21 protein-coding genes and 3 pseudogenes are annotated in these 23,718 nt (G+C 41.9%); 18 read left to right on the top strand and 6 right to left on the bottom strand.

Annotation, left to right across the window (positions count from 1 at the left end; translation table 11 throughout):
* Window positions 1-63: 63 nt before the first annotated feature.
* The 12 genes from mreB to sufB all read left to right on the top strand — a co-directional run bounded on the left by mreB (window position 64) and on the right by sufB (window position 10,514).
* Window positions 64-1,056, top strand: a complete 993-nt coding sequence (mreB, locus tag LRC_RS07040) for a rod shape-determining protein (RefSeq protein ID WP_014073771.1) — start codon at window positions 64-66, stop codon at window positions 1,054-1,056.
* Complete coding sequence (yidD, locus tag LRC_RS10665) at window positions 1,056-1,340, top strand: membrane protein insertion efficiency factor YidD (RefSeq protein ID WP_062370084.1); 285 nt, start codon at window positions 1,056-1,058, stop codon at window positions 1,338-1,340. The genes mreB and yidD overlap by 1 nt, the downstream gene beginning before the upstream one ends.
* Window positions 1,340-1,564 carry a DUF2969 domain-containing protein gene (locus LRC_RS07030; RefSeq protein ID WP_014073769.1) on the top strand — a complete coding sequence of 75 codons (225 nt, stop codon included), beginning with the start codon at window positions 1,340-1,342 and terminating at the stop codon, window positions 1,562-1,564. The genes yidD and LRC_RS07030 overlap by 1 nt, the downstream gene beginning before the upstream one ends.
* 116 nt (window positions 1,565-1,680) lie before the next feature.
* Window positions 1,681-2,892 carry an FtsW/RodA/SpoVE family cell cycle protein gene (locus LRC_RS07025; RefSeq protein WP_014073768.1) on the top strand — a complete coding sequence of 404 codons (1,212 nt, stop codon included), beginning with the start codon at window positions 1,681-1,683 and terminating at the stop codon, window positions 2,890-2,892.
* Between the two features lie 152 nt (window positions 2,893-3,044).
* On the top strand, window positions 3,045-3,245 hold the full coding sequence (locus tag LRC_RS07020) for a hypothetical protein (RefSeq protein WP_014073217.1): 201 nt from the start codon (window positions 3,045-3,047) through the stop codon (window positions 3,243-3,245).
* 1 nt (window position 3,246) lies between these two features.
* Window positions 3,247-3,579 carry an IS66 family insertion sequence element accessory protein TnpB gene (tnpB, locus tag LRC_RS07015; protein ID WP_014073767.1) on the top strand — a complete coding sequence of 111 codons (333 nt, stop codon included), beginning with the start codon at window positions 3,247-3,249 and terminating at the stop codon, window positions 3,577-3,579.
* A gap of 29 nt (window positions 3,580-3,608) precedes the next feature.
* A complete protein-coding gene (gene tnpC, locus LRC_RS10660; RefSeq protein WP_014073492.1) occupies window positions 3,609-5,168 on the top strand; it encodes an IS66 family transposase in 1,560 nt (519 codons plus the stop codon).
* 205 nt (window positions 5,169-5,373) lie between these two features.
* Window positions 5,374-6,153: a Fe-S cluster assembly ATPase SufC gene (gene sufC / locus LRC_RS07000; RefSeq protein ID WP_014073765.1), complete on the top strand. Its 780-nt coding sequence runs from the start codon at window positions 5,374-5,376 to the stop codon at window positions 6,151-6,153.
* A gap of 10 nt (window positions 6,154-6,163) precedes the next feature.
* On the top strand, window positions 6,164-7,450 hold the full coding sequence (sufD, locus tag LRC_RS06995) for a Fe-S cluster assembly protein SufD (protein ID WP_014073764.1): 1,287 nt from the start codon (window positions 6,164-6,166) through the stop codon (window positions 7,448-7,450).
* Entirely contained in the window at window positions 7,431-8,669 is a 1,239-nt protein-coding gene (locus tag LRC_RS06990; RefSeq protein WP_041820036.1) for a cysteine desulfurase, read from the top strand. The genes sufD and LRC_RS06990 overlap by 20 nt, the downstream gene beginning before the upstream one ends.
* Window positions 8,656-9,117 carry a Fe-S cluster assembly sulfur transfer protein SufU gene (sufU, locus tag LRC_RS06985; protein WP_014073762.1) on the top strand — a complete coding sequence of 154 codons (462 nt, stop codon included), beginning with the start codon at window positions 8,656-8,658 and terminating at the stop codon, window positions 9,115-9,117. Before LRC_RS06990 ends, sufU begins: the two co-directional genes overlap by 14 nt.
* Complete coding sequence (gene sufB / locus LRC_RS06980) at window positions 9,114-10,514, top strand: Fe-S cluster assembly protein SufB (RefSeq protein WP_014073761.1); 1,401 nt, start codon at window positions 9,114-9,116, stop codon at window positions 10,512-10,514. Before sufU ends, sufB begins: the two co-directional genes overlap by 4 nt.
* A gap of 97 nt (window positions 10,515-10,611) precedes the next feature.
* Here sufB and LRC_RS06975 read toward each other — a convergent pair.
* Both LRC_RS06975 and tnpA read right to left on the bottom strand, forming a co-directional pair.
* Window positions 10,612-10,926: pseudogene (locus LRC_RS06975) on the bottom strand (tyrosine-type recombinase/integrase); the annotation flags it as partial.
* Between the two features lie 386 nt (window positions 10,927-11,312).
* Window positions 11,313-11,777, bottom strand: a pseudogene (gene tnpA, locus LRC_RS06970) (IS200/IS605 family transposase).
* Between tnpA and LRC_RS06965 the strand changes: the two are divergent.
* Together LRC_RS06965 and LRC_RS11260 are read left to right on the top strand one after the other, a co-directional pair.
* A pseudogene (locus tag LRC_RS06965) lies at window positions 11,767-12,168 on the top strand (helix-turn-helix domain-containing protein); the annotation flags it as partial. The pseudogenes tnpA and LRC_RS06965 sit on opposite strands and share 11 nt — an antisense overlap.
* Before the next feature lie 110 nt (window positions 12,169-12,278).
* Window positions 12,279-12,452: an EamA family transporter gene (locus tag LRC_RS11260; protein WP_241531314.1), complete on the top strand. Its 174-nt coding sequence runs from the start codon at window positions 12,279-12,281 to the stop codon at window positions 12,450-12,452.
* Between the two features lie 145 nt (window positions 12,453-12,597).
* Here LRC_RS11260 and LRC_RS06960 read toward each other — a convergent pair whose 3' ends face one another.
* Window positions 12,598-13,752, bottom strand: coding sequence for an IS256 family transposase (locus tag LRC_RS06960; protein ID WP_476737626.1), 1,155 nt, complete (start codon window positions 13,750-13,752; stop codon window positions 12,598-12,600).
* 217 nt (window positions 13,753-13,969) lie between these two features.
* Between LRC_RS06960 and LRC_RS06955 the strand changes: the two genes are divergently transcribed.
* Entirely contained in the window at window positions 13,970-14,689 is a 720-nt protein-coding gene (locus LRC_RS06955; RefSeq protein WP_241531249.1) for a DMT family transporter, read from the top strand.
* A gap of 65 nt (window positions 14,690-14,754) precedes the next feature.
* Complete coding sequence (locus tag LRC_RS06950) at window positions 14,755-15,600, top strand: phosphotransferase (RefSeq protein WP_014073758.1); 846 nt, start codon at window positions 14,755-14,757, stop codon at window positions 15,598-15,600.
* 336 nt (window positions 15,601-15,936) lie between these two features.
* Here the strand turns inward: LRC_RS06950 and LRC_RS06945 are convergent, their stop codons facing one another.
* Genes LRC_RS06945 through LRC_RS06935 form a run of 3 tightly spaced genes read right to left on the bottom strand, consistent with a single transcriptional unit; the run spans window position 15,937 to window position 20,568 of the window.
* Window positions 15,937-16,887, bottom strand: a complete 951-nt coding sequence (locus LRC_RS06945) for a Ppx/GppA family phosphatase (RefSeq protein ID WP_014073757.1) — start codon at window positions 16,885-16,887, stop codon at window positions 15,937-15,939.
* Window positions 16,887-19,043 (bottom strand): RNA degradosome polyphosphate kinase, encoded by a 2,157-nt coding sequence (locus tag LRC_RS06940; protein ID WP_014073756.1) that lies wholly within the window; start codon window positions 19,041-19,043, stop codon window positions 16,887-16,889. The genes LRC_RS06945 and LRC_RS06940 overlap by 1 nt, the downstream gene beginning before the upstream one ends.
* The gene (locus LRC_RS06935; RefSeq protein ID WP_014073755.1) at window positions 19,036-20,568 is read right to left on the bottom strand and encodes a hypothetical protein; all 1,533 of its coding nucleotides are present in this window, start codon (window positions 20,566-20,568) and stop codon (window positions 19,036-19,038) included. Before LRC_RS06935 ends, LRC_RS06940 begins: the two co-directional genes overlap by 8 nt.
* A gap of 289 nt (window positions 20,569-20,857) precedes the next feature.
* Here LRC_RS06935 and LRC_RS06930 point away from each other — a divergent pair, with 289 nt between their 5' ends.
* Window positions 20,858-22,006, top strand: coding sequence for a D-alanine--D-alanine ligase family protein (locus tag LRC_RS06930; protein ID WP_014073754.1), 1,149 nt, complete (start codon window positions 20,858-20,860; stop codon window positions 22,004-22,006).
* A gap of 642 nt (window positions 22,007-22,648) precedes the next feature.
* Window positions 22,649-23,713: a glycerophosphodiester phosphodiesterase gene (locus LRC_RS06925; protein WP_258414266.1), complete on the top strand. Its 1,065-nt coding sequence runs from the start codon at window positions 22,649-22,651 to the stop codon at window positions 23,711-23,713.
* Window positions 23,714-23,718 lie beyond the last annotated feature (5 nt).

The following is a 23,718-nucleotide window of genomic DNA, read 5'->3' as shown; positions in this document are numbered from 1 at the left end:
TAATATCACTGTATATTGACTTTTAAACAATGAAATAATATTTGAAATAAAAGGAGAACGGCTATGGCTAAGGATATCGGTATCGATTTGGGTACTGCAAACGTTTTGATCAATGTTAAAGGGAAGGGAATCGTTTTGAACGAACCTTCTGTTGTTGCGGTTGATACGCAAACCGGCAAAGTTTTAGCGGTCGGATCGGAAGCCTATAAAATGGTCGGACGTACGCCAAGCAACATTCGAGCAATCAGGCCGATGAAAGATGGAGTAATTGCTGATTTTGACATGACTGAGCAGATGCTTTCCTATTTCATTAAAAAGCTTAACGTCAAGGGTTTCATGGCAAAGCCGAACATTTTGATTTGTGCCCCGACCAATACGACTGATATTGAGCGCAAAGCGATTCGTCAAGCAGCAGAAAAGTCAGGCGGCGGCAACGTTTATTTGGAAGAAGAGCCAAAAGTTGCTGCAATCGGAGCCGGTCTTGATATTTTTGAGCCTTGCGGAAGCATGGTTATCGATATTGGTGGCGGCACGAGCGACATCGCCGTTCTTTCCTTGGGCGACATCGTGGTTTCAAGCTCGCTCAGAAGTGCCGGTGATCGACTTAACCAGGATATTGCGTCATACGTTAAGAAAAAATACGGCTTGCTGATTGGCGAACACACTGCTGAAACGGTCAAAATTGAAATCGGCAGCAGCGTTGTTGGAAATCGTCAAAAGGAAACTCAGGTCAGAGGTCGTGACGTTGTTACCGGTTTGCCGAAAACCATCACGCTGACGTCTGACGAAACTGCTGAAGCCATGAAGGATACGATTGATTCGATGATTGCATCTGCGCATGACGTTTTGAGCGAAACGCCTCCGGAACTTGCATCAGATATCATTGATCGCGGAATCGTCATCACAGGTGGCGGTTCATTGCTTGACGGAATAAGCCAGCGATTCTCAGAAGTTTTGACTGTCCCCGTAATGGTTGCGGAAACACCGCTTGATGACGTGGCTATCGGTTCAGGCAAACTCCTTGAGCATATTGAAGAGTTGTCAAAGGAAAAATAATGCTCAAAAGAATTTTGATTGCACCCATCTTGTTTTATAAAAAGTGTATCTCACCGCTTCTACCTCCGAGTTGTCGGTATTATCCGACATGTTCGACTTATATGATTGAGGCCATCAAGAAGCATGGTGCTTTTTTAGGCCTGATAATGGGATGCAGTCGTATTTTAAGGTGTAATCCGTTTATTCGCGGAGGATATGACCCGGTGCCGGATCATTTTACGCTCAGACGAAACCGAAATCCAAAAGACGAGAGCTCATACGAACAGCAGGAGTTGAAAAAATAATGTCAAAAAAAGATAAAAATATTCAGATTACCGAACGCGAAAAAATGGTTGACGGAAAGCTTATATCAGAGCTTGTCACGGCTCGTGGAGATGTCATCGGGACAGTGTTGGAGAATGAAGCTCGTTTTAAAGCAGTTCTTCCTGAGGGTGAAGATTTCGTGTTGCCAACCAGAGAAGAAGCATATGGCTGCATTTTGCGCGAATATCATCTTCATCACGGATAATTTGAACGCTTATCTTAGACGTGCTTTGATTGATAAAATGAGGGAGTGGGACAATGTATATGCAGTCTCACTCCCATTGTTTTAATGCTTGTTTGGAAGGAAGGTTTTTTAATATTATGGAGAGCAAAGAGTATTTAAAAAGATCTGATACGGATGATGATGCAAGAATTGACTGGGGCATCATCTTCTGTGTGCTCGTTTTGGCAGTTATCGGGATGACCGCGCTTTATGTGGCTCTCAGTCATGATAATATTGCTAATCCGACAAAAGTTTTACTTAGTCAGGCTATCTGGTATTTTATCGGCATCGGTGCCGTCCGGTTTATTATGCAGTTTGATGCCGAACAGTTGTGGAAGATAGCACCAGTTGCATATGGAATCGGAATAGTGCTGCTGATTTTGGTTTTGTTCATGTACAGCAAGACCTATTATAATCATAGCGGGGCCAAAAGCTGGTTTGCATTCGGGCCTTTGACGTTTCAGCCGTCTGAGGTCATGAAACCGGCGTATATTTTGATGCTTGGGAGAGTCGTTTCGACGCACAATTCGGAATATGCGACGCACACGCTTCAAAACGATGCGATTTTGCTTGGGAAAATGTTTGCTTGGACGATTCCCGTGGCTGTTTTGTTAAAGCTTCAAAACGACTTCGGAACAATGCTTGTTTTCTTTGCGATTCTTGCCGGCGTTGTTTTGGTTTCCGGCATTTTATGGAGAATAATCGTGCCCCTGGGCATTGCAGCCACTGTTGTCGGCGGTACGGCAATTTTTCTGGTAATTTATAATCGTGATATTTTGACGAAAATTGGCTTTAAAGCTTATCAGTTTAGTCGAATCGATTCATGGCTGAATCCTTCGGCTGCTTCCGGTTCTGACAGTTATCAATTATGGCGAAGCATGAAGGCAATCGGATCCGGTCAGCTTTTAGGGAAAGGATTCAACGTTTCGCACGTTTATGTTCCGGTTCGCGAATCCGACATGATTTTCTCGGTAATTGGCGAGAATTTTGGGTTTATCGGCTGCTGCCTGCTGATTTTCATTTATATGCTTTTGATATTCCAAATGATTCAGATAACTTTTGATACTAAGAATGAATTTTATGCGTATATCTCAACTGGCGTCATCATGATGATTTTGTTCCACGTATTTGAAAACATCGGGATGAATATCGGCTTGCTTCCGTTGACCGGGATTCCGTTGCCTTTCGTCAGCCAAGGCGGTTCCGCTTTGGTCGGAAACATGATCGGAATCGGGATGATCATGTCGATGCGTTATCATAATAAGAGTTATATGTTCTCAAACGAAAAAGATTTTGAAAATATAAACTAAACCGTTAAGAGACTGGAATTTTTTCAGTCTTTTTTTCATGTTATAATTAACATTGTTCTCATAATTTTGTAAGCGGTCGTTAAAATAGCGTTCTTCATAAACCTCCGATATCTTGGTATGCTTTAGACATCAAGTATATCGGAGGTTTAATTATGAAATTGGATGACGTCGTGGAAGTCAACCTTGTTGACCTAAGCCCTAAAGAAACATATCGACCGGTCAGGGAAATGGCTGCGAAAATTATTACGGAAGATGTTGAAATCCGAATCTACAACGGAGCTTCGAGAGAGATTCTCAAAAATTTGAACAACTATCTTTGGTATCGTGATCAAAATGTTTCCAAATATAAATAATATGAAAATCTATCTCATTTGCGGTAAGACCGATCTTCGCAAAGGGATAGACGGATTGGCTGCTCTTGTTACCGAGGCGTTCAGTTTGGACGCCTATGATAATGCGATTTTTCTGTTTTGCGGTACACGTTCCGATCGTTTCAAGGCTCTTTACTGGGACAAAACAGGATTCGTGCTGTATTACAAGCGCATCGAAAACGGACGCTTTCAGTGGCCGAGAAATCAGAGCGAGGTCAAAAAGATAAACGCGCATCAATTGCGCAGACTCTTGGCCGGATTTTCCGTAGAGGAAAAGAAAACCATTCTTCCTTGTGAAAAAGGGCTGCTTTGTTAAATATTGATACTCCTGCCTTACATTTTTATATGGATTTGGCAGGAGTTTTCATGTATAATTCAATTCATGCATACGGAACGGAGGTGAACGAGATGGACGAAAAAGATAAGCGTATCAAAGAGCTGGAACAACAAGTCGCTGAACTGAATGAACGAATTGCTTTTCTGACAAGCAAACTTTTTGGAAAAAAAACTGAAAAAACGCGCCGTCTTCAAGAAGATGACAGACAATTAGACCTGTTTGATCTGGAAGAAGAACAAAGCGAAAAGACTGAAGATTCCAAAGAGGCTTCGGTAAAATCGTATACCAAAAAGATTCGCAAAAAAAACCGGAAGATTGATACTTCAAAAATTCCGGTCGAAATTGTGAATCATGTGATGCCTGATGAAAAATGTTCCTGCCCTAAGTGTTGTGCCCGTCTCGTTCAGGTCGCGAATCCTAAGATTCGTGAAGAGGTGAAGTTCATACCGGCAAAACTCAGGCTTCTCGAACATCATCAGGCAGTATACAAGTGCCCTGAATGTTCTTCGGACGATCATTCGAAAATTTCAAAAGCTCCGATGCCCCGTTCGCTCATCAGTCACAGTAAGACAGGATCTCCTTCGATCATTGCGCATATTGCCGCGATGAAGTACGTCTACAAAGTTCCTTGCTATCGCCAGGAGGCAATGTGGAAGCTTAGGGGATTGCCGTTGACTCGTCAACAAATGTCAAAATGGATGATCGACGTCTTCAACAATCAGCTTTCGCCGCTGTATGATCTTTTATTGAAAGAGCTGAAAAGGCAGCGATTTCTTCATGTGGATGAAACACCTTATAATACTTTGGCTTCAGAAAAAGCAAACACTTATTATTGGGTTGTCACAAGTGGAAAATTTGAAGAAAAAAATATTGCCGCATTTACTCACAGTGACGGAAGATCATCCGATACTGCCAAGAAATTGTTGAGCGATTTTAATGGTTATGTCCAAACTGACGGCTATGCCGGATATAATTTTCTCGACAGGACCAGACACCTGGGGTGCCTGGCTCATGTTCGTCGCTATTTTGTCGATTCTTTGAAAAACAGCAGCTACAAAGCCTCAAAATCTTTTAGCGGAGAAATAGTCAAAGACATCGATGAAGTCTTTGAATTGGAAAGAAAACTCTCAACCAAATTCAATGATGACGAACGCTTGAACTATCGAAGAAGAAAACTCCTTCCTGTAGTCAAGCGGGTATTTTCCAAGATAGCTTCAGTTACCGCATCTGCCAAGTCAGCATTGGGAAGAGCCAAAAACTACGCCTTGGGCCAAGAAAAGAATATTCTGAACATCTTTGAAAAAGGATATTTTGAATTGTCCAACAACAGCGCAGAACGTGCTGTCAAAGAGAGCGTGATGGGGAGAAAAAACTGGCTGTTTTCATCAACTTTTGAAGGCGCAAGGGCTAATGCCGTTGCGTTGTCGCTGATATATACGGCCAAACTTAATCAGTTGGATCCTGAAAAATACTTGAGAAAAGTATTAACGGAGATTACCAACATTGAGGTATTTGATCCTGAAAGGTTCCGCCAACTTCTCCCATGGAACATCGATCTTACCTCATAAATAAGAAAATAAAAACGATGCATACGCAATAACCTGAGATAATAATACTATCTCGGGCTATTTGTGTACACACCGCTGTTTTAACGACCGCTTACATAATTTTTAATAAAATTCAATTTTATGAACAACTTTCCGGTTAAGATAATTGAAAATGATTCTCAATTATCTTAAAATAAATTTATCGACTTGATGGAGGGATGAAAGAATGTCAACACTTGAAATTAAAGATTTGCATGTAACCATTGAGGGAAAAGAAATTTTAAAGGGCGTAAATCTGACGATGAAAACGGGTGAAATCCATGCAATCATGGGTCCTAACGGAACGGGTAAATCAACTTTATCCGAGTCTATCATGGGCAATCCGGCTTACAAGATTACTCAGGGCGACGTTTTGCTTGACGGTGAAAGCCTGTTGGACAAGCCGGTTGACGAACGTGCACGATTAGGGTTGTTTTTGGCAATGCAATATCCGGCAGAAATTCCTGGCGTAACGAATGCTGAATTTATCCGCGGAGCAATTAATGCGCGTCGCCCAAAAGAGGACCCGATTTCGATTCGCAAATTTTTAAAAGAGCTTTCAAAGATAATGAATTTTTTGGATATGACCGATGAAATGGCTGAGCGTTACTTGAACGAAGGCTTTTCAGGCGGTGAAAAAAAGCGCAATGAGATTTTACAGATGATGATGATCAAACCTAAATTTGCAATTTTGGATGAAATTGATTCGGGTCTTGATATCGATGCTTTGAAAGTTGTTTCAAAAGGTGTCAACGAGATGCGCGGCTCTGAATTTTCAGCATTGATCATAACTCACTATCAGCGTTTGCTCAATTACATCGTTCCTGACGTCGTTCACGTAATGATGGGCGGCAAGATTGTAAAAACGGGCGGTCCTGAACTTGCCAAAAAGCTTGAAGATGAAGGATACGCAGGCCTTCGTGACGAGCTTGGACTTGATATCAAGCTGACTGACGAAAACGCATAGGAGGGCTGGCATGAGCGAAATGACAACGGAAAAGTTTGAGACGTATGCAAAAAATGCCGGCGAACCGAGATGGTTTACTGAAAAGAGAAGTGCTGCTTTTGATAAGGCAAAAGAACTTCCCATGCCTTCATTTCAAAAAATAAAGTATCATCGCTGGCCGATTCAGCTTGAAAAAGAACTCATTTTCAGCAAGAGCGAGCTTGACGAAAATGAAAAATCCGTCATCGACGACAGTGAAAATCTTTTGATTGAGTTTGGGCAATCAACGGATACCATCAAAATTTCAGAAGAACTTAAAGAAAAAGGCGTGATAGTTGCCGATTTAAAGGCAGCGTTAACCGAGCATCGCGATCTTTTTGAGCGATACTACATGCAAAAGGCGGTCAAAGTTGACGAAAATCGGTTAACCGCACAGCACGCGGCCAAGGTTACGAGCGGTGCTTTGATTTATATCCCGAAAAACACGATTATCGAAAAGCCGATTACGACCTACTTTATTCAGGATGCGACAAAAGCCGAGGATTACGTGCACCATGTATTGCTGATTGCTGATTCCTGCAGCGAGGTTTCATATCTTGAAAACTTGTTGACGGTCGGAAACAACGAAACAACAGCGAACATCATCGTTGAAGTAATCGCTCGTCCTGGTTCGCACGTTAAGTTTGCAAGCTTTGATCGTTTGGGCGAAAATACGACCACGTACCTTAATCGTCGCGGATATCTCGAACAAGACGCCAAAATCGACTGGTCAATGGGGATGATGAACGACGGCAATATCGTTGGCGATTTTGATTCTGATTTGATTGGGAACGGATCGCATGCAGAGGTCAAGGTTGTTGCGATTACGACCGGCAAACAAGTTCAAGGAATCGACACGCGCGTTACGAACTATGGTAAGCATTCCATTGGTCATATTTTACAGCACGGTGTTATCCTGGCTAAATCATCATTGATCTTTAACGGCATCGGTCACATTATTCATGGAGCAAAAGGAGCAGATGCCCAACAGGAAAGCCGCGTTTTGATGCTTTCAACCAAAGCAAGAGGAGATGCAAATCCGATCCTCTTGATTGATGATAACGATGTTTCTGCGGGTCATGCCGCAAGCGTTGGACGCGTGAACGAAGAACAATTGTATTATTTGATGAGTCGCGGACTGCCGAAAAAACTTGCTGAAAGATTGGTTATCAGAGGCTTTTTAGGTCCGGTTTTGACTGCGGTGCCAAGCATCTCTGTCAGAAAGAGACTTTCAGACATGATTGAGGAGAAATTGATAGATGGTCAAGAAAATGAATGAAATTTGCAGAGATTTCCCGATTTTGAATCAGATTGTAAATGATGAACGTCTGGTTTATCTTGACAATGCGGCAACGTCGCAAAAGCCAAAAGAGGTTATCGATGCCGTCAGCAATTACTTTTTAAGAGACAATGCAAACGTTCACCGTGGCGTTCATACTTTGGCTGAGCGCGCGACTGAACAATTTGAGCAGACAAGATTTAAAGTAAAGAACTTGATTAATGCCAAAAGCGAACGCGAAATAGTCTATACCAAAGGGACGACCGAAGGATTGAACTGGGTTGCTGTTTCGTTTGGAACACAAGTTGTCAAATCAGGCGATGAGATTGTCGTTTCCTACATGGAACATCATTCAAACATCGTTCCCTGGCAGATTTTGTGCGAAAAAACGGGTGCCAAACTAAAGTATGTCAAGTTAACGAAAAATGGCGAACTTGATTTTGAAGATGCCAAGGAAAAAATTACAGCGAAGACAAAAATCGTATCAATAGCTCAGGCGTCAAACGTTATGGGAGTTGTCAATCCCATCAAGGAATTGGCAAAATTGGCGCATGAAAACGGAGCTTATATGGTTGTCGATGGTGCGCAGTCCTTGCCGCACATGAAAGTTGACGTTCAAGATCTGGATGTTGATTTCCTGGCTTTTTCCGGTCATAAGATGCTTGGTCCGACTGGAATCGGGATTCTTTTTGGAAAAATGGAATTGCTTGAACGAATGAGTCCGCTTGAATACGGTGGTGAAATGATTGACTTTGTCGAATTGGACCATTCAACTTTTAAAGAAGTTCCTTGGAAATTTGAAGGAGGAACCCAAAATATTGCAGGCGTCATCGGGTTAGGTGCCGCAATCGACTACTTGCAAGACGTGGGGTATGAGGAAATTGAAAAAAAAGAGCATGAGCTGGTTGAGTACGTGTTGCCCAAGCTTCTTCAAATTGATGGTCTGACTGTTTATGGCCCTAAGGAACCAGATAAGCATACCGGCGTGATTTCATTCAATCTTGACGGAATTCACCCGCATGACGTCGCAACCGCGCTTGATATGGAAGGCGTGGCAGTCAGGGCCGGGCATCATTGCGCTCAGCCTTTGATGAAGTATCTGAAGATTCCGGCAACGGTCAGAGCAAGTTTTTATTTTTACAATACTAAAGCTGATGCGGATCAACTGATAAAAGCAATTTTAGCAACGAAGGAGTTCTTCAAACATGGCACTATCTAGATTGGACAACTTATATCGACAGATGATCCTTGAGCACGCGGATCATCCTCATCACCACGGAGTGCTTGAAAATTCCGATCATCAACTGGAATTGCGCAATCCGACTTGTGGGGACGTTTTGATTTTGCAGCTGAAGATGGAAGACGGCAAGGTTTCAGATATTGCATTTTCCGGTGAAGGATGCACGATTTCCCAAGCTTCGGCATCGATGATGACAGATGAGGTTATCGGCAAAACTCCGAATGAGATTGAAAAGATGGTTGTGGCTTTTTCCAACATGGTCACAGGAAAAGCTGAAACTGAAGAAGATTATGAAGAAATTTTGGGCGATGCTTCAATTTTGGAAGGCGTTGCACAGTTTCCTGCACGAATTAAATGTGCCACTTTGGCTTGGAAGGCAATCTATCAAGCTTTAGGAGAAAACAACAAGGGGGTCGACGGGCAATGACAGAAAAAATTCCAGAACTTGGCGGTGAATATAAATACGGGTTCAAAGACGATATTAAGCCTATTTATACGACCGGTGAAGGATTAACCGAAGAAATCGTCAGGAAGATTTCTGAGGCCAAAAATGAACCGGAATGGATGCTTGATTTCAGATTGAAAGCTTATGAGACATATAAAAATCTTTCAATGCCTGATTTTGGCCCGGATTTGAGTCCGCTTGATTTTGAACACATCAATTATTTTCGTCGTGATTCAGAAGGCGTCGCCAGAGATTGGGATGAAGTTCCTGAAGAAATCAAGAAGACGTTTGATCGTTTGGGCGTGCCTCAGGCAGAAAGAAAGTATTTGGCAGGTTCATCCGCACAGTATGAATCAGAAGTCGTTTATCACAACATGCGTGAAGATTTTGACAAATTAGGCATTGTTTTCATGGATACCGATTCTGCCGTCAAAGAATATCCAGAACTTGTGAAGAAGTACTTTGGAAAGCTGGTTTCGCCGTCAGACAACAAAATGGCTGCTTTAAATTCTGCCGTCTGGTCAGGCGGTTCGTTCATCTATGTTCCGAAGAACGTTAAAGTCAACGTTCCTATCCAAAGTTATTTTAGAATCAATGCCGGAAATTCAGGGCAATTCGAACGGACGCTGATTATTGTCGATGAAGGCGCAAGCATCAACTATGTTGAAGGATGCACCGCTCCGAATTACTCAAAAGACAGTCTTCATGCTGCGGTCGTTGAGGTTTATTGTCTGAAAGATTCTTACTGTCGTTATACGACGATTCAAAATTGGTCCGACAACGTTTACAGTTTGGAAACGAAACGTGCCAGAGCTCTTGAAAATGCCACAATGGAGTGGGTTGACGGAAACCTTGGTTCAAAAATCACGATGAAATATCCGAGCGTCTACCTTGACGGCAAAGGTGCGCGCGGAACAATGCTGTCAATTGCGTTTGCCGGAAAAGACATCGATTCAGACACCGGTGCGCGAATGATTCATAATGCGCCCAATACGACGAGTTCAATCGTTTCGAAATCGCTTTGCAAAGATGGCGGACGCGTAGATTATCGCGGACACGTTCGTTTCGGACGCAAATCTGACGGATCATTTGCCCATGTCGAGTGTGACACGATCATCATGGATGATAAATCTGCAAGCGATACGATTCCGTACAATGAAATTTTGAACGGCAACGTTTCAATGGAGCATGAAGCCAAGGTCTCAAAGATTTCAGAAGAACAGCTTTATTATTTGATGAGTCGCGGTATTCCTGAAGAAAAGGCCACTGAGATGATCGTCATGGGATTTGTTGAACCTTTTACGAAAGAGCTTCCGATGGAATATGCAGTTGAGCTCAATCGCCTGATCAATTATCAAATGGAAGGTTCTGTGGGATAAGGATGATACAGGTTGCTAAACCCTTGATATGGCAAGGGTTGCTGTATCTTGAATTTGATCAAAAATGTAAAGTGGGGACAAAAATGGGGACAACCAGTCACAAGTCAATATAATTGGCAAATTTTTGAGCTACTTCCTGCTTCTTGTATTGCGTGACATGAGTGTAGATATCCAAAGTAGTTTTTGAACTGGAGTGTCCCAGTCGAGTTTGGACTTCTTTGATGGTAGCTCCTGCTTCGAATAGAAGGGATGCATGCGTGTGTCTAAAACCATGCAATGTAATTTTCTTTTGCGGGTACTTCTTGTAAATCCATTTGAGCCAGTCGTTAGCTCGTGCCGGTATCAATTTCTCGTTTTCCGCAAATGTTGTAAATAGATACTGTTCCTCGTTGTTGGTATTGATACCGACGGCGAGGAATTTTTTTGTCTGCGCAAATTTCCATGATTATGCAGATGAAATGACAACTCATTTTGAATCTGTAACATATAGATTTATCCTCAAATCTATTGAGCTTGATAATTATCCAAAGTATGCGTATGAATGTTGAGGATAAGACATGAGCATCGATAAACCGGTGTTTTTTGTTACAAAAAACTCTAATATTTGACCCCGAAAAGTCGTAAAAAGGATTATTTTTTATGCGATCAGATCAGCGTGGAGCGGGTTTCTTTTTTTAGTGAGTATTTTTTTGAACCGTTGAAACTTACTGAGATGCGGTCATCTTAAATTCAGAGCATCGAAAAGAACTTGAATCAATGCCTGTTTTTTAATTATGCCTGGCCGGAAATCCCGTGACTTTAGTCATGGGATGGATAGGCTCCATTTGGGCGCTTTTTCTTTTGCAGTGCATTATATTTTTGATTGTTGATATAGTTTTCCGCTACATCTTTATTCATATTGCCGAGCGTACTCATATAGTAGCTGGGAGACCATAAATGACTACCCCGATATTGTGATTGTCGAATTTCTGGATGTCGTTTGAGAAAGATGAATGCACTACGTCCCTTTAGTGCTTTGATAGCGCTGGTTGGCGCCTTGCTGGGTGGAAAACTGATCAGTACATGAACATGATCCGGCGTTACTTCCATCTTTTCGATTACAATTTCGTTATCTTTTGCAACCATTCGCAATATGTCTTTCATTTCGTCTGCCAGTTCCCTAGTTGAAAAAGTCTGGTGGCGATGCTTAGTTGCTCAGATTAAATGGTAGATGATTATAATATTATTATAGCAATAAAGGAGGTGAAATAAAATGAAATCAATGGCACAATTGGAATGCCATTATGGATTGAAGGTTCGCATTTATCCAAGTGATCATCAGAAACAAATAATCAGGGTTAATAGTTATGCCAGTCGTTTTATCTACAACGAAATGGTCGCAATCGGCAAAGAGCTTTGTCAATTAAGCCGAGTCAGACTGCCGATTGATACGGTACAAGATCGCATCCAACAGCTGAAGCTTCGACGAAATGCCAGACAAATGTCGAATCATTTCCAATTTTTGGAAGACAAGCGCATTGACAGTCTCGCAAAAGCTAATGCAATCCAAAACTATTACAAGGCTTGGAAAGCCTTTCGGAAGGTACATGAAACCGGCGTTCCAAAGTTCCATCGTAAAAGTTACGCATGGCGGTATCAGACCAATTGCCAATACCTATACTCAATACAGGGGTGTCTGTTCACAAGCCATCGACTTTAGCCGATGGTGGTTGACTTCAATCGTATGTTAGAATTGCATATAAACAAATTTATCGAGGTAGAGAAATGTCTAAGAGAAATCAGGGAATCATGCTTGCAATTATCGGAACGATGTTTTGGGGAATTTCGGGTCCGTTTGCACAAGCATTGTTTGCACAAAACGTTAAACCGTTATGGCTGGTTGGTGCACGTTTGTTGTTAGCAGGAATTTTGCTAAGTCAAGTCCTAATTTGTGTGTAAAATATTTTTTCCCAGGCACCAGTTGTGCAGGGGATGCGAATGCATCCATGTCTGTCCACTATCACTCTTGAAGGAGCTGTCAAGGGTGCGCCATCTGCGCACCTCGAAGAGGTTCCCTTGACAGCTTCGGAAAGAGTGATACACCTTACGCAGCTCTTAGTTTTTGTTGTTCCTCTGCCAATTTTTTGAGTTCAGCAACTGTCTCGGACTTGATCATTTTTGCGTAGGTTACCGGACTGAATATGGCTTTCTTGGAGATCACGACATCGTTTCTTTCCAACAGAACGGAACCCATCAGCCGCATCAGCGAGTTTTTATTTGGGAAGATTCCAATGACGGAAGAACGTCGCTTCAGCTCTTTGTTTAGTCGTTCTATATGGTTCGATGTTCTGAAATATCTCCGCAAATTCTTAGGAAGCGCCATGACGGTCATGGAACTTTCAAAGCCTTCATCGAGGCATGACATGGCAGCTTCAGCAACGTCTCTGTAATCAGCGATGATTTCGTCCCGCTTTTTCCGTGCGTCTTCTATAGTTTCGCAGTTCCACATTTCCTGAAGTTCGGCTCTGATGCCTGCCTGATATTTTTTTGGTGATTTTCCCGAAATGTTTCTGGCAAAATGAAACTGGCACCTTTGCCATGGAACATCAGGAAATACCTTACTGACGGCATCCTGAATACCTTCATGAGCATCAGAAGTGATCATCAAAAGTCCTTGGAGACCACGTTTTTTCAGTTTTTGGAGAAAGGAATTCCAAGTTTCTTTGGATTCGTTGTCATATACTTCAAATCCGAGTATTTCACGGTGTCCTTCCTGATTTGTACCGTAAGCGATCATAAACGCTTTGGAAACAATTCTGTGTTTTTCCCTGACCTTGAAGTAGGTTGCATCCACTATTAGAAACGGGTAGTCTCCGGTCAAGGGTCTGTCCTTGAACTCATTGACCTTTTCAATCAGATCCTTGCATACTTCTGAAACTGAGGACTTAGAAAATGTCGTTCCGCACAAAGTTTCCATGATATTCGACACTTTACGCGTCGCTACTCCGCTGACGACCATCTCCGCCATACTGGCGATCAAGGCAGCTTCGCTTCGGGAATAGTTCTCGAAAACAAGAGTCTTAAAGGGAACATTGCGATGTCTCGGCACGGTTAAGGTGATTTTGCCTATCCGTGTCTTGAGCTCGCGTTCTCGAGTGCCGTTGCGGCTGTCCGTGCGTTCTTCTGACCGTTCGTAAGGCTCAGCCTTGAGTTGAGCAGTGGATTCCGCCATCAAAATACTATTGAGACTTTTACGCAGCAGTTAGCGAAATGCCTGATCGTGATCCTTTGAAAGAAGTTGTAGAATTTCCTCTTGATTTAAGGTAATATTTAATTGAGCCATTTGTTTGTCCTCCTAGTATTATTTTGTTAGGTGATTTAATTATACCTGGGAGACGAGCACTTGGCTCTCTTTTTTTTATCAATTTACACCATTATACGGGCATAACCTTTTGCTATCGGTCTGGGGGGGTATTGTGACTGATAAAGAGCAGCATAAAGAAATTTTTAAAAAGAAAAATTTGATTTTGCTGATTTTGTTTGCTGTTTTCGGGATGGTTCCTTCGCAATTGACCTTTTTTTTGGCAATCAGATACGGAAATGCGGCGACCGCAACGATTCTGCAGTTTTTAGGCCCTGTATTTATCATTGTCTGTCTTGCGATTCAGTATCGCAAGCTTCCACGGAGAATCGACGTGATTTCATTGATGATTGCGGTATTGGGAACGATTCTTATCGTTACGAACGGAAAAATCGGCACGTTGGCATTATCCGCTGCGGGCATTTTTTGGGGAATCATGGCAGGCGTCAGTCAAGCTTCTTATACTTTGATTCCAAGACGGCTGCTTGAGCAGTTTGATGCGCGTCTCGTGACGGGATTGGGAATGGTTATCGGCAGCGTTTTGTTTTGGCCGCTGATTTTGACCACGAAGATTCCTTCAATAACTCCGTTTACTGTGGGATCGTTTGCATATATCATCATTTTTGGGACGATGGCATCCTATTTGTGCTATCTTCAAAGCGTAAAATACATTCCGGCTTCAACGACCGGGATGCTGAGCGCATTTGAGCCTTTGACGGCCAACGTTTTATCGGTGATTTGGTTTCATGAGACTTTGGGGGCTTTTCAGACAGCGGGGGCCGTTTTGATTTTGTCGACCGCTTTTTTGCAGGCAATGGCTCTGAAAGGCAAATAGTAGCTTGCATATTCTGAGATGTTTTCTTAAAATTAAAGTTAAAGATATCTTAAGGTGGGATTTTTATGCTGATTGAATTTTTAAACGACTATTATGCAGCAGATTTTAAGAAGATACACGACATTGCCGGCAATCAGCATCTTGTTGGGCACAGCGTTCGTTTTGACAAAGATTTGTTCGTAAAAATTTTCACTGAAAGCGAAATGTTTTATGCAGAACAAAACGTCAATCAGGTCTACTGTCCGGAGATATATCTTGACAGCGTGATTTTTGGCGACAAATATATTGTTGTTTTAATTGATCGTGAGTTGCATGATACGGATGCTGAGCCGGTTGATGAACAGCGGGCAGCTCAATACGGGGAGATGCTGGCAAGGTTTCATCAAAAAGTTACTGACAAGGTGCTTGTTGCAGACTATACGAAGACGAAGCTGTCCGATCGAATCTTAAATGCCGCTGACGGCTTAAAGAATACCAAATATGAAGAAGACGTCAAAAAGGCCATGGAAATTTTGAGACCGGATTTTGATCAGGCTGATGAAGAATATAAACAGTTGCCGCATGTTGTTTTGCACGGAGATTTCAGCTTGAGAAACATTAAGCGTTATAAGGATTCTGAAGTTCTGATTGATTTTGAATGGGCTTCTGTCGGCGTTGCATATGAAGATTTCATTAAATTTTTTTACAATGAGGTTAAGAATCCTAAACTAAGATCAAGCTTTATCGAAGGTTACAAGAAAGTTTGCGACTTTGAGGTTCCAGGGTCCGGATTGCAGCGTTGCCTATTGTTCCTTTGTGCTTTGAATATCTGTCGTTTCCATGTTACGCATGAACGCGAAAAATTTGGCGATATGCCGGACAGAATGCTGAAGACGATCGAAAACAGAAACGCCATTGTTGAGTTGGATTAAAGAAATATTTTTTATCTGAAAGTCTGAACTGAGGACCTGCTAGAAAATGAAGACGAAAAAAATTTCCGTTTGCTCTTGAATCAAACTAATTGCCGAACGAAGGAAGTCGCAAGCAGACTGACTTTGTCCGGCATTTTTTCAATTTTGACACGCGGGAAATGACTCTTTTTGCCAAATACAGTGCCGCTCAACTAATCTGGTCAAAATCTAAGTCAAATTTACTGATTCGTTTTGTCCACCATAGGCGACTGTCACGCATACGCAAAAACCCGGATGATCTTGCAATTGGTGCAAATTATCCGGGTTTTTAATTTGAGACATACTTTTTTTCAAGCCTCATTTGCGTACTTTCCAAGATAGTTGTTTTTTATTTTCCAAATATTCAAACAGGCTTCCTTCTCGCAAGCCATGATTTGAAAAGAGTATCTCGTCGATATGACAAGTTCTCAGAATCAAAACGAGCGGCGTTAATCCGCCAACGACGACGTCGGCTCTGGATTTTGCCAGACCAGGAACGCTTTCACGCTGCTTCTTGTCCATATCGATCAAGTCACCGACAATTTCAAATGCTTTATCTGAAGGAAGACGGTATCCGTGAAGTTCGGGAAGATTATCAGCCTGAAATTCGCGTCTTCTGGCAATTTTGGCTAAAGTACGGTTGCTTCCTCCAAGACAGATCAGCGGAATCTTATGTGCTTCCGTCAGCCAATCGACGTTGGTCAGTTCCTTTTCAACACTGGTCATGGCATCAAAAAGATGGCGAGCTGAAATTTTGTCGTCAAGGTGATGGGCGGCAGAAATAGTGACCGAACCAAACGGGAGGCTGATCAGGTTTTGGACCTGACCGTTTTTTGCCAAAATAAGCTCGGTACTTGCGCCACCAGTGTCCATAATCAAGCAATCTTTGACCGGTAGCGTTTTGGTAACGCCTAAAAAGTCAAGGTAGGCCTCGCGTTCGCCGGTAATGACGTTAAATTCAAGATCAAGCTTTTTTTTGACAAGATCTAAGAAATCTTTCTGATTGGCTGCCTGACGAACGGCAGCAGTTGCGATGGCATTGACGTTTGGATTTTCCAATTTTGAATAGATATCTTTAAAAGATTTCAAGGCCTGCAGTGTCCGCTTGATTGGTTCTTGCTTTAAAGTCTTTTCCTGACCCATATTTTCCGAAAGCCGAACGTACTCTTTTAGTTGATGCGTAACGGTGAGAGTTCCGTCATCTGCAATGTTCGTGATTCGCAAACGGACTGAGTTGGAACCAAGGTCAATCACAACGTAATTTTCCATCAATCATCTTCCTCGCTTTCAAAAGGAAGGCCTGCTTCGTGTTTTGTCATTGGTTGAAAAGCGTTCTGACCGTTCAAGGCTTCCTTTTTCATTTTTTTAAGTCTCGCATTTTTTTGTTCTGCATCTTGAATGAACCTTTCCTGCGAGTTGTTCGGAATCAGTCCGCGACGATCGATTCGGCTGAACTTGTCGCCATGAAGAATGCGAGTCTTGATGTTATCTTCCCACATTTCGTTGTAGATTGCAATTGCGCGCTTTTTTGTGTCGGACTGAATCAGCGGAAAGAGAAGCTCAACGCGACGATTAAGATTTCGTGTCATCATGTCTGCTGAGGAAAGGTAGATGTCTTCGTTTCCGTTGTTGTAGAAATAATAGATGCGGCTATGTTCAAGAAAACGACCAACGATGGAATGAACCTCAATGTTTTCGGAAATGCCCGGAATATCGTTTTTTAAACAACAGATGCCACGGATGATCAGTTGAATTTTAACGCCGAAGGAGGAGGCTTCATAAAGTTTTTCAATAATTTGGGGATCTGACAAAGAGTTCATCTTCATTTTGATGAAAGCAGGACGTCCATTCCTGGCAGCATCGATTTCATCATCTATTTTTTCATTGATAAACTTGCGGATGTTGTTGGGGGAATTGCGCAACAGGTGGAAGTAAGGAGGTTTGGAAAAACCTGAAAGCATGTTGAAAAGATTGGAAGCATCGATTCCCATATCTCTGTTGCACGTCAAAAGCCCCATGTCCGTGTAGAAGTTGGCGGTAACGTCGTTGTAGTTGCCGGTTCCCAGATGAAGATAGCGTCTGATTCCGTCATCATCTCTTCTGATGACGAGTGCAATTTTAGAATGTGTTTTGAGACCTATCAGCCCGTAGATGACGTGACATCCCATTTTCTCAAGGTGTTTTGCCCATCTGACGTTGTTTTCTTCATCGAATCGAGCCTTGACTTCAACGAGAACGGTAACCTGCTTGCCGGATTCGGCAGCCATTCCCAGATATTTGATAATCGGAGAATTGCCGGAAACCCGGTAAAGGGTCATCTTGATGCCCAAGACATTCGGATCCGTGGCAGCCTGATGGATAAAGTTCGTTACGGCATCAAACGAATCATAAGGGTGTTGCAGCAGATAGTCTTTTTTTCTGATTGAATCAAAGATATTTTCGTTCATTGACAGGCTTGGATCAAGATGCTTTTTAAATGCAGGGTATTTTAAATCATCGTGTCCTGAAACAAGACGCGGCAACTTTTTCAAAAACGTCAGATCGATTGGTCCATTGATGAGATAAATGGCAGTTTTGTCGACTTTCAGCGTTTTGATCAGGCGTTTCTTCAAAACGTCCCCGATCGTATTTTCGATTTCAAGGCGTACCACGCCGCCATGTTCACGTTCTTTAAGCTGATTTTGAACGGCACGCAGCAAATCGGAAGAGTCTTTTTCGGCGACATCAAGATCCATGTCGCGAATTACTCTGAAGACTGCCGTTTCTTCGACTGAAAATCCGATAAAAAGCTGCCCGATGTATTCTTTGATGATATCTTCAATCAAAATGAAATCATTGTTCTCACCCGGAAGCCTGACGATTCTTGAAAAAACGTCAGGAATGCGTAAAGTTGCAAACAATTTGCCGGTGTTCTCTGCATTTTTCAGCATAATTGCAAGGTTGAGCGAATTGTTGCTGATGAACGGGAACGGTCTTGAAGAATCGTCTGCCATCGGGGTCAAAACGGGATAGAGTTCATCTTCAAAATAATTTTTGATGAAATCCTGTTGTTCTTCATTTAAATCGGTTGGTTTCAGCAAAAAGATATCGTTTTTTTCAAGCAGCGGCAAAAGCGAGCGATTGAGCGTCGAATAGCGTTTTTCGACCATATCGTGTTCTTTTTCATTAATTGCATCGATTTGTTCTTTCGGGGTCATGCCCGATGGATCAGTATCATTGATTTTGACTGACACGAGCTTATTGAGCGATGCGACGCGAACCATGAAGAATTCATCGACGTTGCTTTGAGTTATCCCAAGAAAATTGATGCGCTCAAGCAGCGGATTGTCCGCGTCTCTTGCTTCTTCGAGAACGCGGCCGTTAAAGTCAATCCAGCTTAGTTCACGATTTTTGAAATATGAATTTTTAGAAAATTTTTTAGCCATTGTTTCCAATCCTCCGTTGTTTCAAGACAGGTTTGATTCCGAAGACTTCTTCAAACAGTTTGGCTTTGTGGTTGAAAGCCCATTTTTCAAGGGCAAGGTTGTGTGAAGAAGAGGCCGTGATAACGAGCGAATCTTTTTTTAAAGAAACCGAGATTTTTTGAATCTTTTGCTTGCCGGAATCATCCAATGCGTCTGCCAGTCTCAAAATGGCAGCCAATTTAGCGACGATAATTTGCGAATCCGCTTCGATGTGACGATAGTGTGCCTGTTCAAATGCAGGGGATTCGACCGAGTGGTAACGAGCGATATCCGCAATGATTTTATTTTCTTCATCAGAAAGGCCAATCAGCTTCGTTGCCTGTAAAATATAGGCAGAGTGGCGGTAATGCCCGTGCGAATTGATGAAATTGCCGATGTCGTCCAGTGAAGATGCGATTTGAAGGAGCAATCGCTCACGTTTGCCAAGACGATGAAGCTTTTTTAACTGGTCAAACAGGTGGAGGGCAAATTTAACGGTGCTTTTGCGATGTTTTTCGTTTGTAAGATATCTTTTGGCAAGATTTTCAGCAGAGGTAAGAATTACGTCGTTGAGATCGATGTCAAGATATCCGAGTTCATTTCTGATTTGCATGGCAATTCCGTCCGGAACGGACATATTCGTCAAAATAAGCTCTTTTGAACCGGCGAGCTTTAAAAGTTTTCTGACAAGCAAAATATCCGGAACAATCCTGTTTACCAGGCTTTCATCGATTCCGAGACGCTGACTTAGAAACTGGTCCGGAGAATCGATTGCCTCATCGGCGAACGTATTGAAATCTTTTAAGGAAATGCTTTGAAGAGCTTTGGCATCCTCATCAGTATCCATTAGTTTGTTGAGAACAAGCGAATCTTGAACGAACACGTGAATGTTCCCATTTTCTTTGTTAAATTCAGGGCGCAGGAACGCAAATTTGCTGTCTATATAGTCTTTAACGACCTCAACGGGGTTTCCGGCCATATTTTGGAGTTCCTTTGTGATATCGTCCAATTCCTGATAGCCGATTGCGATATTCCATGCGGTTTGGAATTTTTGATGACTGAATTTTGAAAGGGTGATCGTTGCAGATCCAATGTTCATCAAATAAATCGTATCTTTGCTCAAATCTTCAAAGCGTTTTGAGCATTCCAGCGTTGCAATCGTTTTGTAGTATGTAATCTGACTTGTATTGAGCCATTTGACGCTTAATTTGGTTCTGACGTAAATCTGGTCGCTCAGATAGCGAGCGGAAACATCGTCAACGAGCTGCTGATTGGCCCAAAAATCATAATCAGCAACATGATAGTCTTTTAGCAATTGCAAAAAGCCGTCAAGAGCAGCAACGATTTTTTTAAGTTCATGTCGATAAATTGAAGATTTGTGCTTCTCCTGAACGAAAACGGCCGAGCTTGCCGTTTCAATGATTTCTTGCGTTTTAAGATCGATGATATTCAGTTTCAATTTGAGCGGAGACATGTAAATAATGCCGTACAGTTTGTTTGCAGCCACAAAATCACCCCTATTTAATTATGTCTACTACTTAATCATAGCAGAAAAAATATTACATAAAGTAACTTTTTTGTAAAGATGCAAAGTTGAATGGAATTTTTGAAATGCAGTGAGGGCATTTGAAGTCTTTGACATAAAGCGGTAACAAAAAGAGTGACATCGCAGAAGATATCATGTATTATCGTAATAGGTGTTAAATGGAAATTTTTTAGTGCTTTAATCAAATACTTATTGTATAATAAAAATGGCCGTATAAGAAATTTATATCTACAGAGGATGATTTAAGATTATGTCAGAAAAGAAGTTACACATTGCTTTGCTTTTTGGCGGCAATTCATCAGAACACGACGTTTCAAAACGTTCCGCTCACACGGTTTTTGATGCATTGGACAAAGATAAGTACGAAGTTTCGGTATTTATGTTCACCAAGCAAGGATTTTTGCTCGGAAACAAAGATTCTATGAGAATTTTTGACGGCGAGCCTGAAGATGCCGTTGTGGCAGAAGCAATTAAAGATGTTGATTTCTCAAATCCTTTGGCTAATATTCAAAGCCTTTCAGAAGTCAAGGATATTGATTTGTTCATTCCGGTCATTCACGGAAATATGGGTGAAGACGGAACGGTTCAAAGTTTATTCCGCTTGCTTAACAAGCCGTATATCGGCAGCGGCATCGCTTCTTCGGCAGTTTCCTTCGACAAGGATCTGACGAAGCAGCTCTTGACGTATCATGGCATTCGCAATACGAAGTATGTTGTCGTTACACCGGAGAACCAGTCTGAATATACTTATGAAAAATGTGCTGCCGAACTTGGAGAAACGTTGTTCGTCAAACCTGCTCGTCAAGGCTCATCCGTCGGAATTTACAAAGTTTCAAACAAAGAAGAATTCGATAAGGCGATTCAAGACGGATTCCATTATGATTTCAAGGTTCTGGTTGAAGAAACGATTGCCAATCCGCGTGAAGTCGAATGCTCCGTTTTGGGAAATCGTGACATCAAGGCATCAAAACTTGGAGCTATCCGCATTCCTGCAGAAGATGCGTTTTATGACTACAACAACAAGTTTGTTGATGCGTCAGGCGTCGTTTTCGAAATTCCTGTCGAATTGCCAGAAAAGCTGACGAAAGAGATTCAACAGATGTCACTTGATGCTTTCCGCGTTCTTGGAAATCGCGGACTTGCACGAATGGACTTCCTTGTTGATGAAAATGACGTGCCTTATTTCGGTGAAGTCAATACTTTGCCAGGATTTACGAATATTTCGCTTTATCCGCAATTGTGGGCCGTTTCCGGCATCAGCTATAAAGATCTGCTCGACCGTTTGATTCAGTTGGCCTTTGATGAATTTGAAGACAATGCCAAACTTCATTATGATTTTGTTGAACTTGGATCAGAAAAACTCGGTAAAGGTCTTTTGACTGACGAAGATAAAAAGTAAACAGATAAGTCATCGATTCGATTTTTAGTGGTCAGAATCGGATATTTGCAAAAAACTCTGAGAATCGCGGGTTCCCAGAGTTTTTTGCATTTAAGGACAGTTTTTTGACAAATCTCAAGGAAATTTTTTGACTTGACTGCTCTTTTTTTCTAAGATATTAGTAATTAATAGTCAGGGGTGTTTCGATTGACGAACGGCATAGCATTTTTAAGAGAATTAACTGCAAAATTGGACAAACGTCCTGAATTGGCGCTATTGTGGTCATTATTATGGATGTTTATGATGCTGTCGCTTAAATTTGATGGCATGTTTTTTATTGTTTTGCTGTTGATTTTGTTTTTGGCTCTGGATTTGACAACGGCATATTTATTTGGCGACGTCAGACCTGAGAGAAGGCATCTCATTCGTTTCGTTTGTGTCAGTCTGCTCAGCTTGAGCTGGAGGGGGATGCCGTTCATATTTCGAGCATTGTCGCAAATCCCAATCCCGATTGCGATTCAAAATGCGATTTTTGATCATCGAAGGCAGTTTATTTTAATAGTTGTCTGTTGTTTCTTTGGCATGATTTGGCTTTTTTGTTCCGTGTCTGATGAAACCGTCGGGGTATTTTTTTCAAAAAAAATAAAAAGTAAACGTCTTTTTTTGCGCATATTATTATTGGAAACGGAATTTATCTTTTGGTCAGCGTTTCTTTTTGCGATCGGATATTGGCTGTGCGAGAATTTGCTTGGCAATGCGCAGTTTCTTTGGGAAATATTGATTCTTATGCTTAAGTGGATTTTGCTGATCATGTATCAAATGGCGTGTTTTCAGCTTTACTTTGGAAATCGTTCGTTCGATTCACGTGTTTCAGAAATCAGCGGGCCTGTTGCGATTTGCTTTTTGATTGCGGCCGTCGTGCAGTTGATATTTGTCAAAAATTCACTTGTTCCGAATCTTCAAAGCGATTTTAAAATAGTTGCGCATCGTGGGTCCGACGGAAACAACGGTGTCCCGAATACCGTTCCAACGCTTAAGGATTCGAAAAAAAAGCTTTCTCCTGATTATTCAGAGCTTGACGTCAGACAGACGGTGGATGGACGTTTCGTCGTTATTCACGATGCAATGTTGGCAAATTCTTCAGGAAAAGAACGTGAAGTAAACAATCTTAGTTTGGGTGATCTGATAGGGCACAAAGTAAAAGAAAGCGGTCATGCCGCATATCTTTCAGGATATAGTCAGTACCTTGAAGCAGCTCATCAAATCAAACAGTCGCTGATTACCGAAATCAAAACGGATGAACATGATAATTATGATTTGGCTGCTGAATTCTGTCATTTGTATGCTGATTCGATGATCGATCACGGCGACATGGTTCATTCGATGGACTATCAGATTATTGCCAACGTAAAAAAATCTGAAAAACGCTTAAAGTGCGGGTACGTTTTGCCGTTTGAAATTTTTTCAATGCCCAAAGGTGCGATTGATTTTTATTCAATCGAATATTTAACGATGAATCGCTCATTTATCAAGGCTGCGCATGACCAAAAAAAGAAGGTCTATGTTTGGACCGTCAATAACAAGCTGGACTGTCTTCGCGCTTGCGCAATCGGTGCCGATGGCGTTATTACCGACAACGGCAGCAAGCTTAAACGCTTTTTAAAAACGGCAACAAAAGATGATTTTTCTTTAGGATGTTTTATTAATAGTTACGCTACGCTGAAATAGGGGTG

The organism is Ligilactobacillus ruminis ATCC 27782, assembly GCF_000224985.1.
Taxonomy (GTDB): domain Bacteria; phylum Bacillota; class Bacilli; order Lactobacillales; family Lactobacillaceae; genus Ligilactobacillus; species Ligilactobacillus ruminis.
This window is presented reverse-complemented; position numbering and strand designations above follow the sequence as displayed.

What these genes read in the sequence shown, in the direction of transcription:
- mreB (WP_014073771.1), top strand. Translation starts at nt 64, where the DNA reads ATGGCTAAGGATATCGGTATCGATTTGGGTACTGCAAACGTTTTGATC.
- yidD (WP_062370084.1), top strand. Translation starts at nt 1,056, where the DNA reads ATGCTCAAAAGAATTTTGATTGCACCCATCTTGTTTTATAAAAAGTGT.
- LRC_RS07030 (WP_014073769.1), top strand. Translation starts at nt 1,340, where the DNA reads ATGTCAAAAAAAGATAAAAATATTCAGATTACCGAACGCGAAAAAATG.
- LRC_RS07025 (WP_014073768.1), top strand. Translation starts at nt 1,681, where the DNA reads ATGGAGAGCAAAGAGTATTTAAAAAGATCTGATACGGATGATGATGCA.
- LRC_RS07020 (WP_014073217.1), top strand. Translation starts at nt 3,045, where the DNA reads ATGAAATTGGATGACGTCGTGGAAGTCAACCTTGTTGACCTAAGCCCT.
- tnpB (WP_014073767.1), top strand. Translation starts at nt 3,247, where the DNA reads ATGAAAATCTATCTCATTTGCGGTAAGACCGATCTTCGCAAAGGGATA.
- tnpC (WP_014073492.1), top strand. Translation starts at nt 3,609, where the DNA reads ATGGATTTGGCAGGAGTTTTCATGTATAATTCAATTCATGCATACGGA.
- sufC (WP_014073765.1), top strand. Translation starts at nt 5,374, where the DNA reads ATGTCAACACTTGAAATTAAAGATTTGCATGTAACCATTGAGGGAAAA.
- sufD (WP_014073764.1), top strand. Translation starts at nt 6,164, where the DNA reads ATGAGCGAAATGACAACGGAAAAGTTTGAGACGTATGCAAAAAATGCC.
- LRC_RS06990 (WP_041820036.1), top strand. Translation starts at nt 7,431, where the DNA reads ATGGTCAAGAAAATGAATGAAATTTGCAGAGATTTCCCGATTTTGAAT.
- sufU (WP_014073762.1), top strand. Translation starts at nt 8,656, where the DNA reads ATGGCACTATCTAGATTGGACAACTTATATCGACAGATGATCCTTGAG.
- sufB (WP_014073761.1), top strand. Translation starts at nt 9,114, where the DNA reads ATGACAGAAAAAATTCCAGAACTTGGCGGTGAATATAAATACGGGTTC.
- LRC_RS11260 (WP_241531314.1), top strand. Translation starts at nt 12,279, where the DNA reads ATGTCTAAGAGAAATCAGGGAATCATGCTTGCAATTATCGGAACGATG.
- LRC_RS06950 (WP_014073758.1), top strand. Translation starts at nt 14,755, where the DNA reads ATGCTGATTGAATTTTTAAACGACTATTATGCAGCAGATTTTAAGAAG.
- LRC_RS06945 (WP_014073757.1), bottom strand. Translation starts at nt 16,887, where the DNA reads ATGGAAAATTACGTTGTGATTGACCTTGGTTCCAACTCAGTCCGTTTG.
- LRC_RS06940 (WP_014073756.1), bottom strand. Translation starts at nt 19,043, where the DNA reads ATGGCTAAAAAATTTTCTAAAAATTCATATTTCAAAAATCGTGAACTA.
- LRC_RS06930 (WP_014073754.1), top strand. Translation starts at nt 20,858, where the DNA reads ATGTCAGAAAAGAAGTTACACATTGCTTTGCTTTTTGGCGGCAATTCA.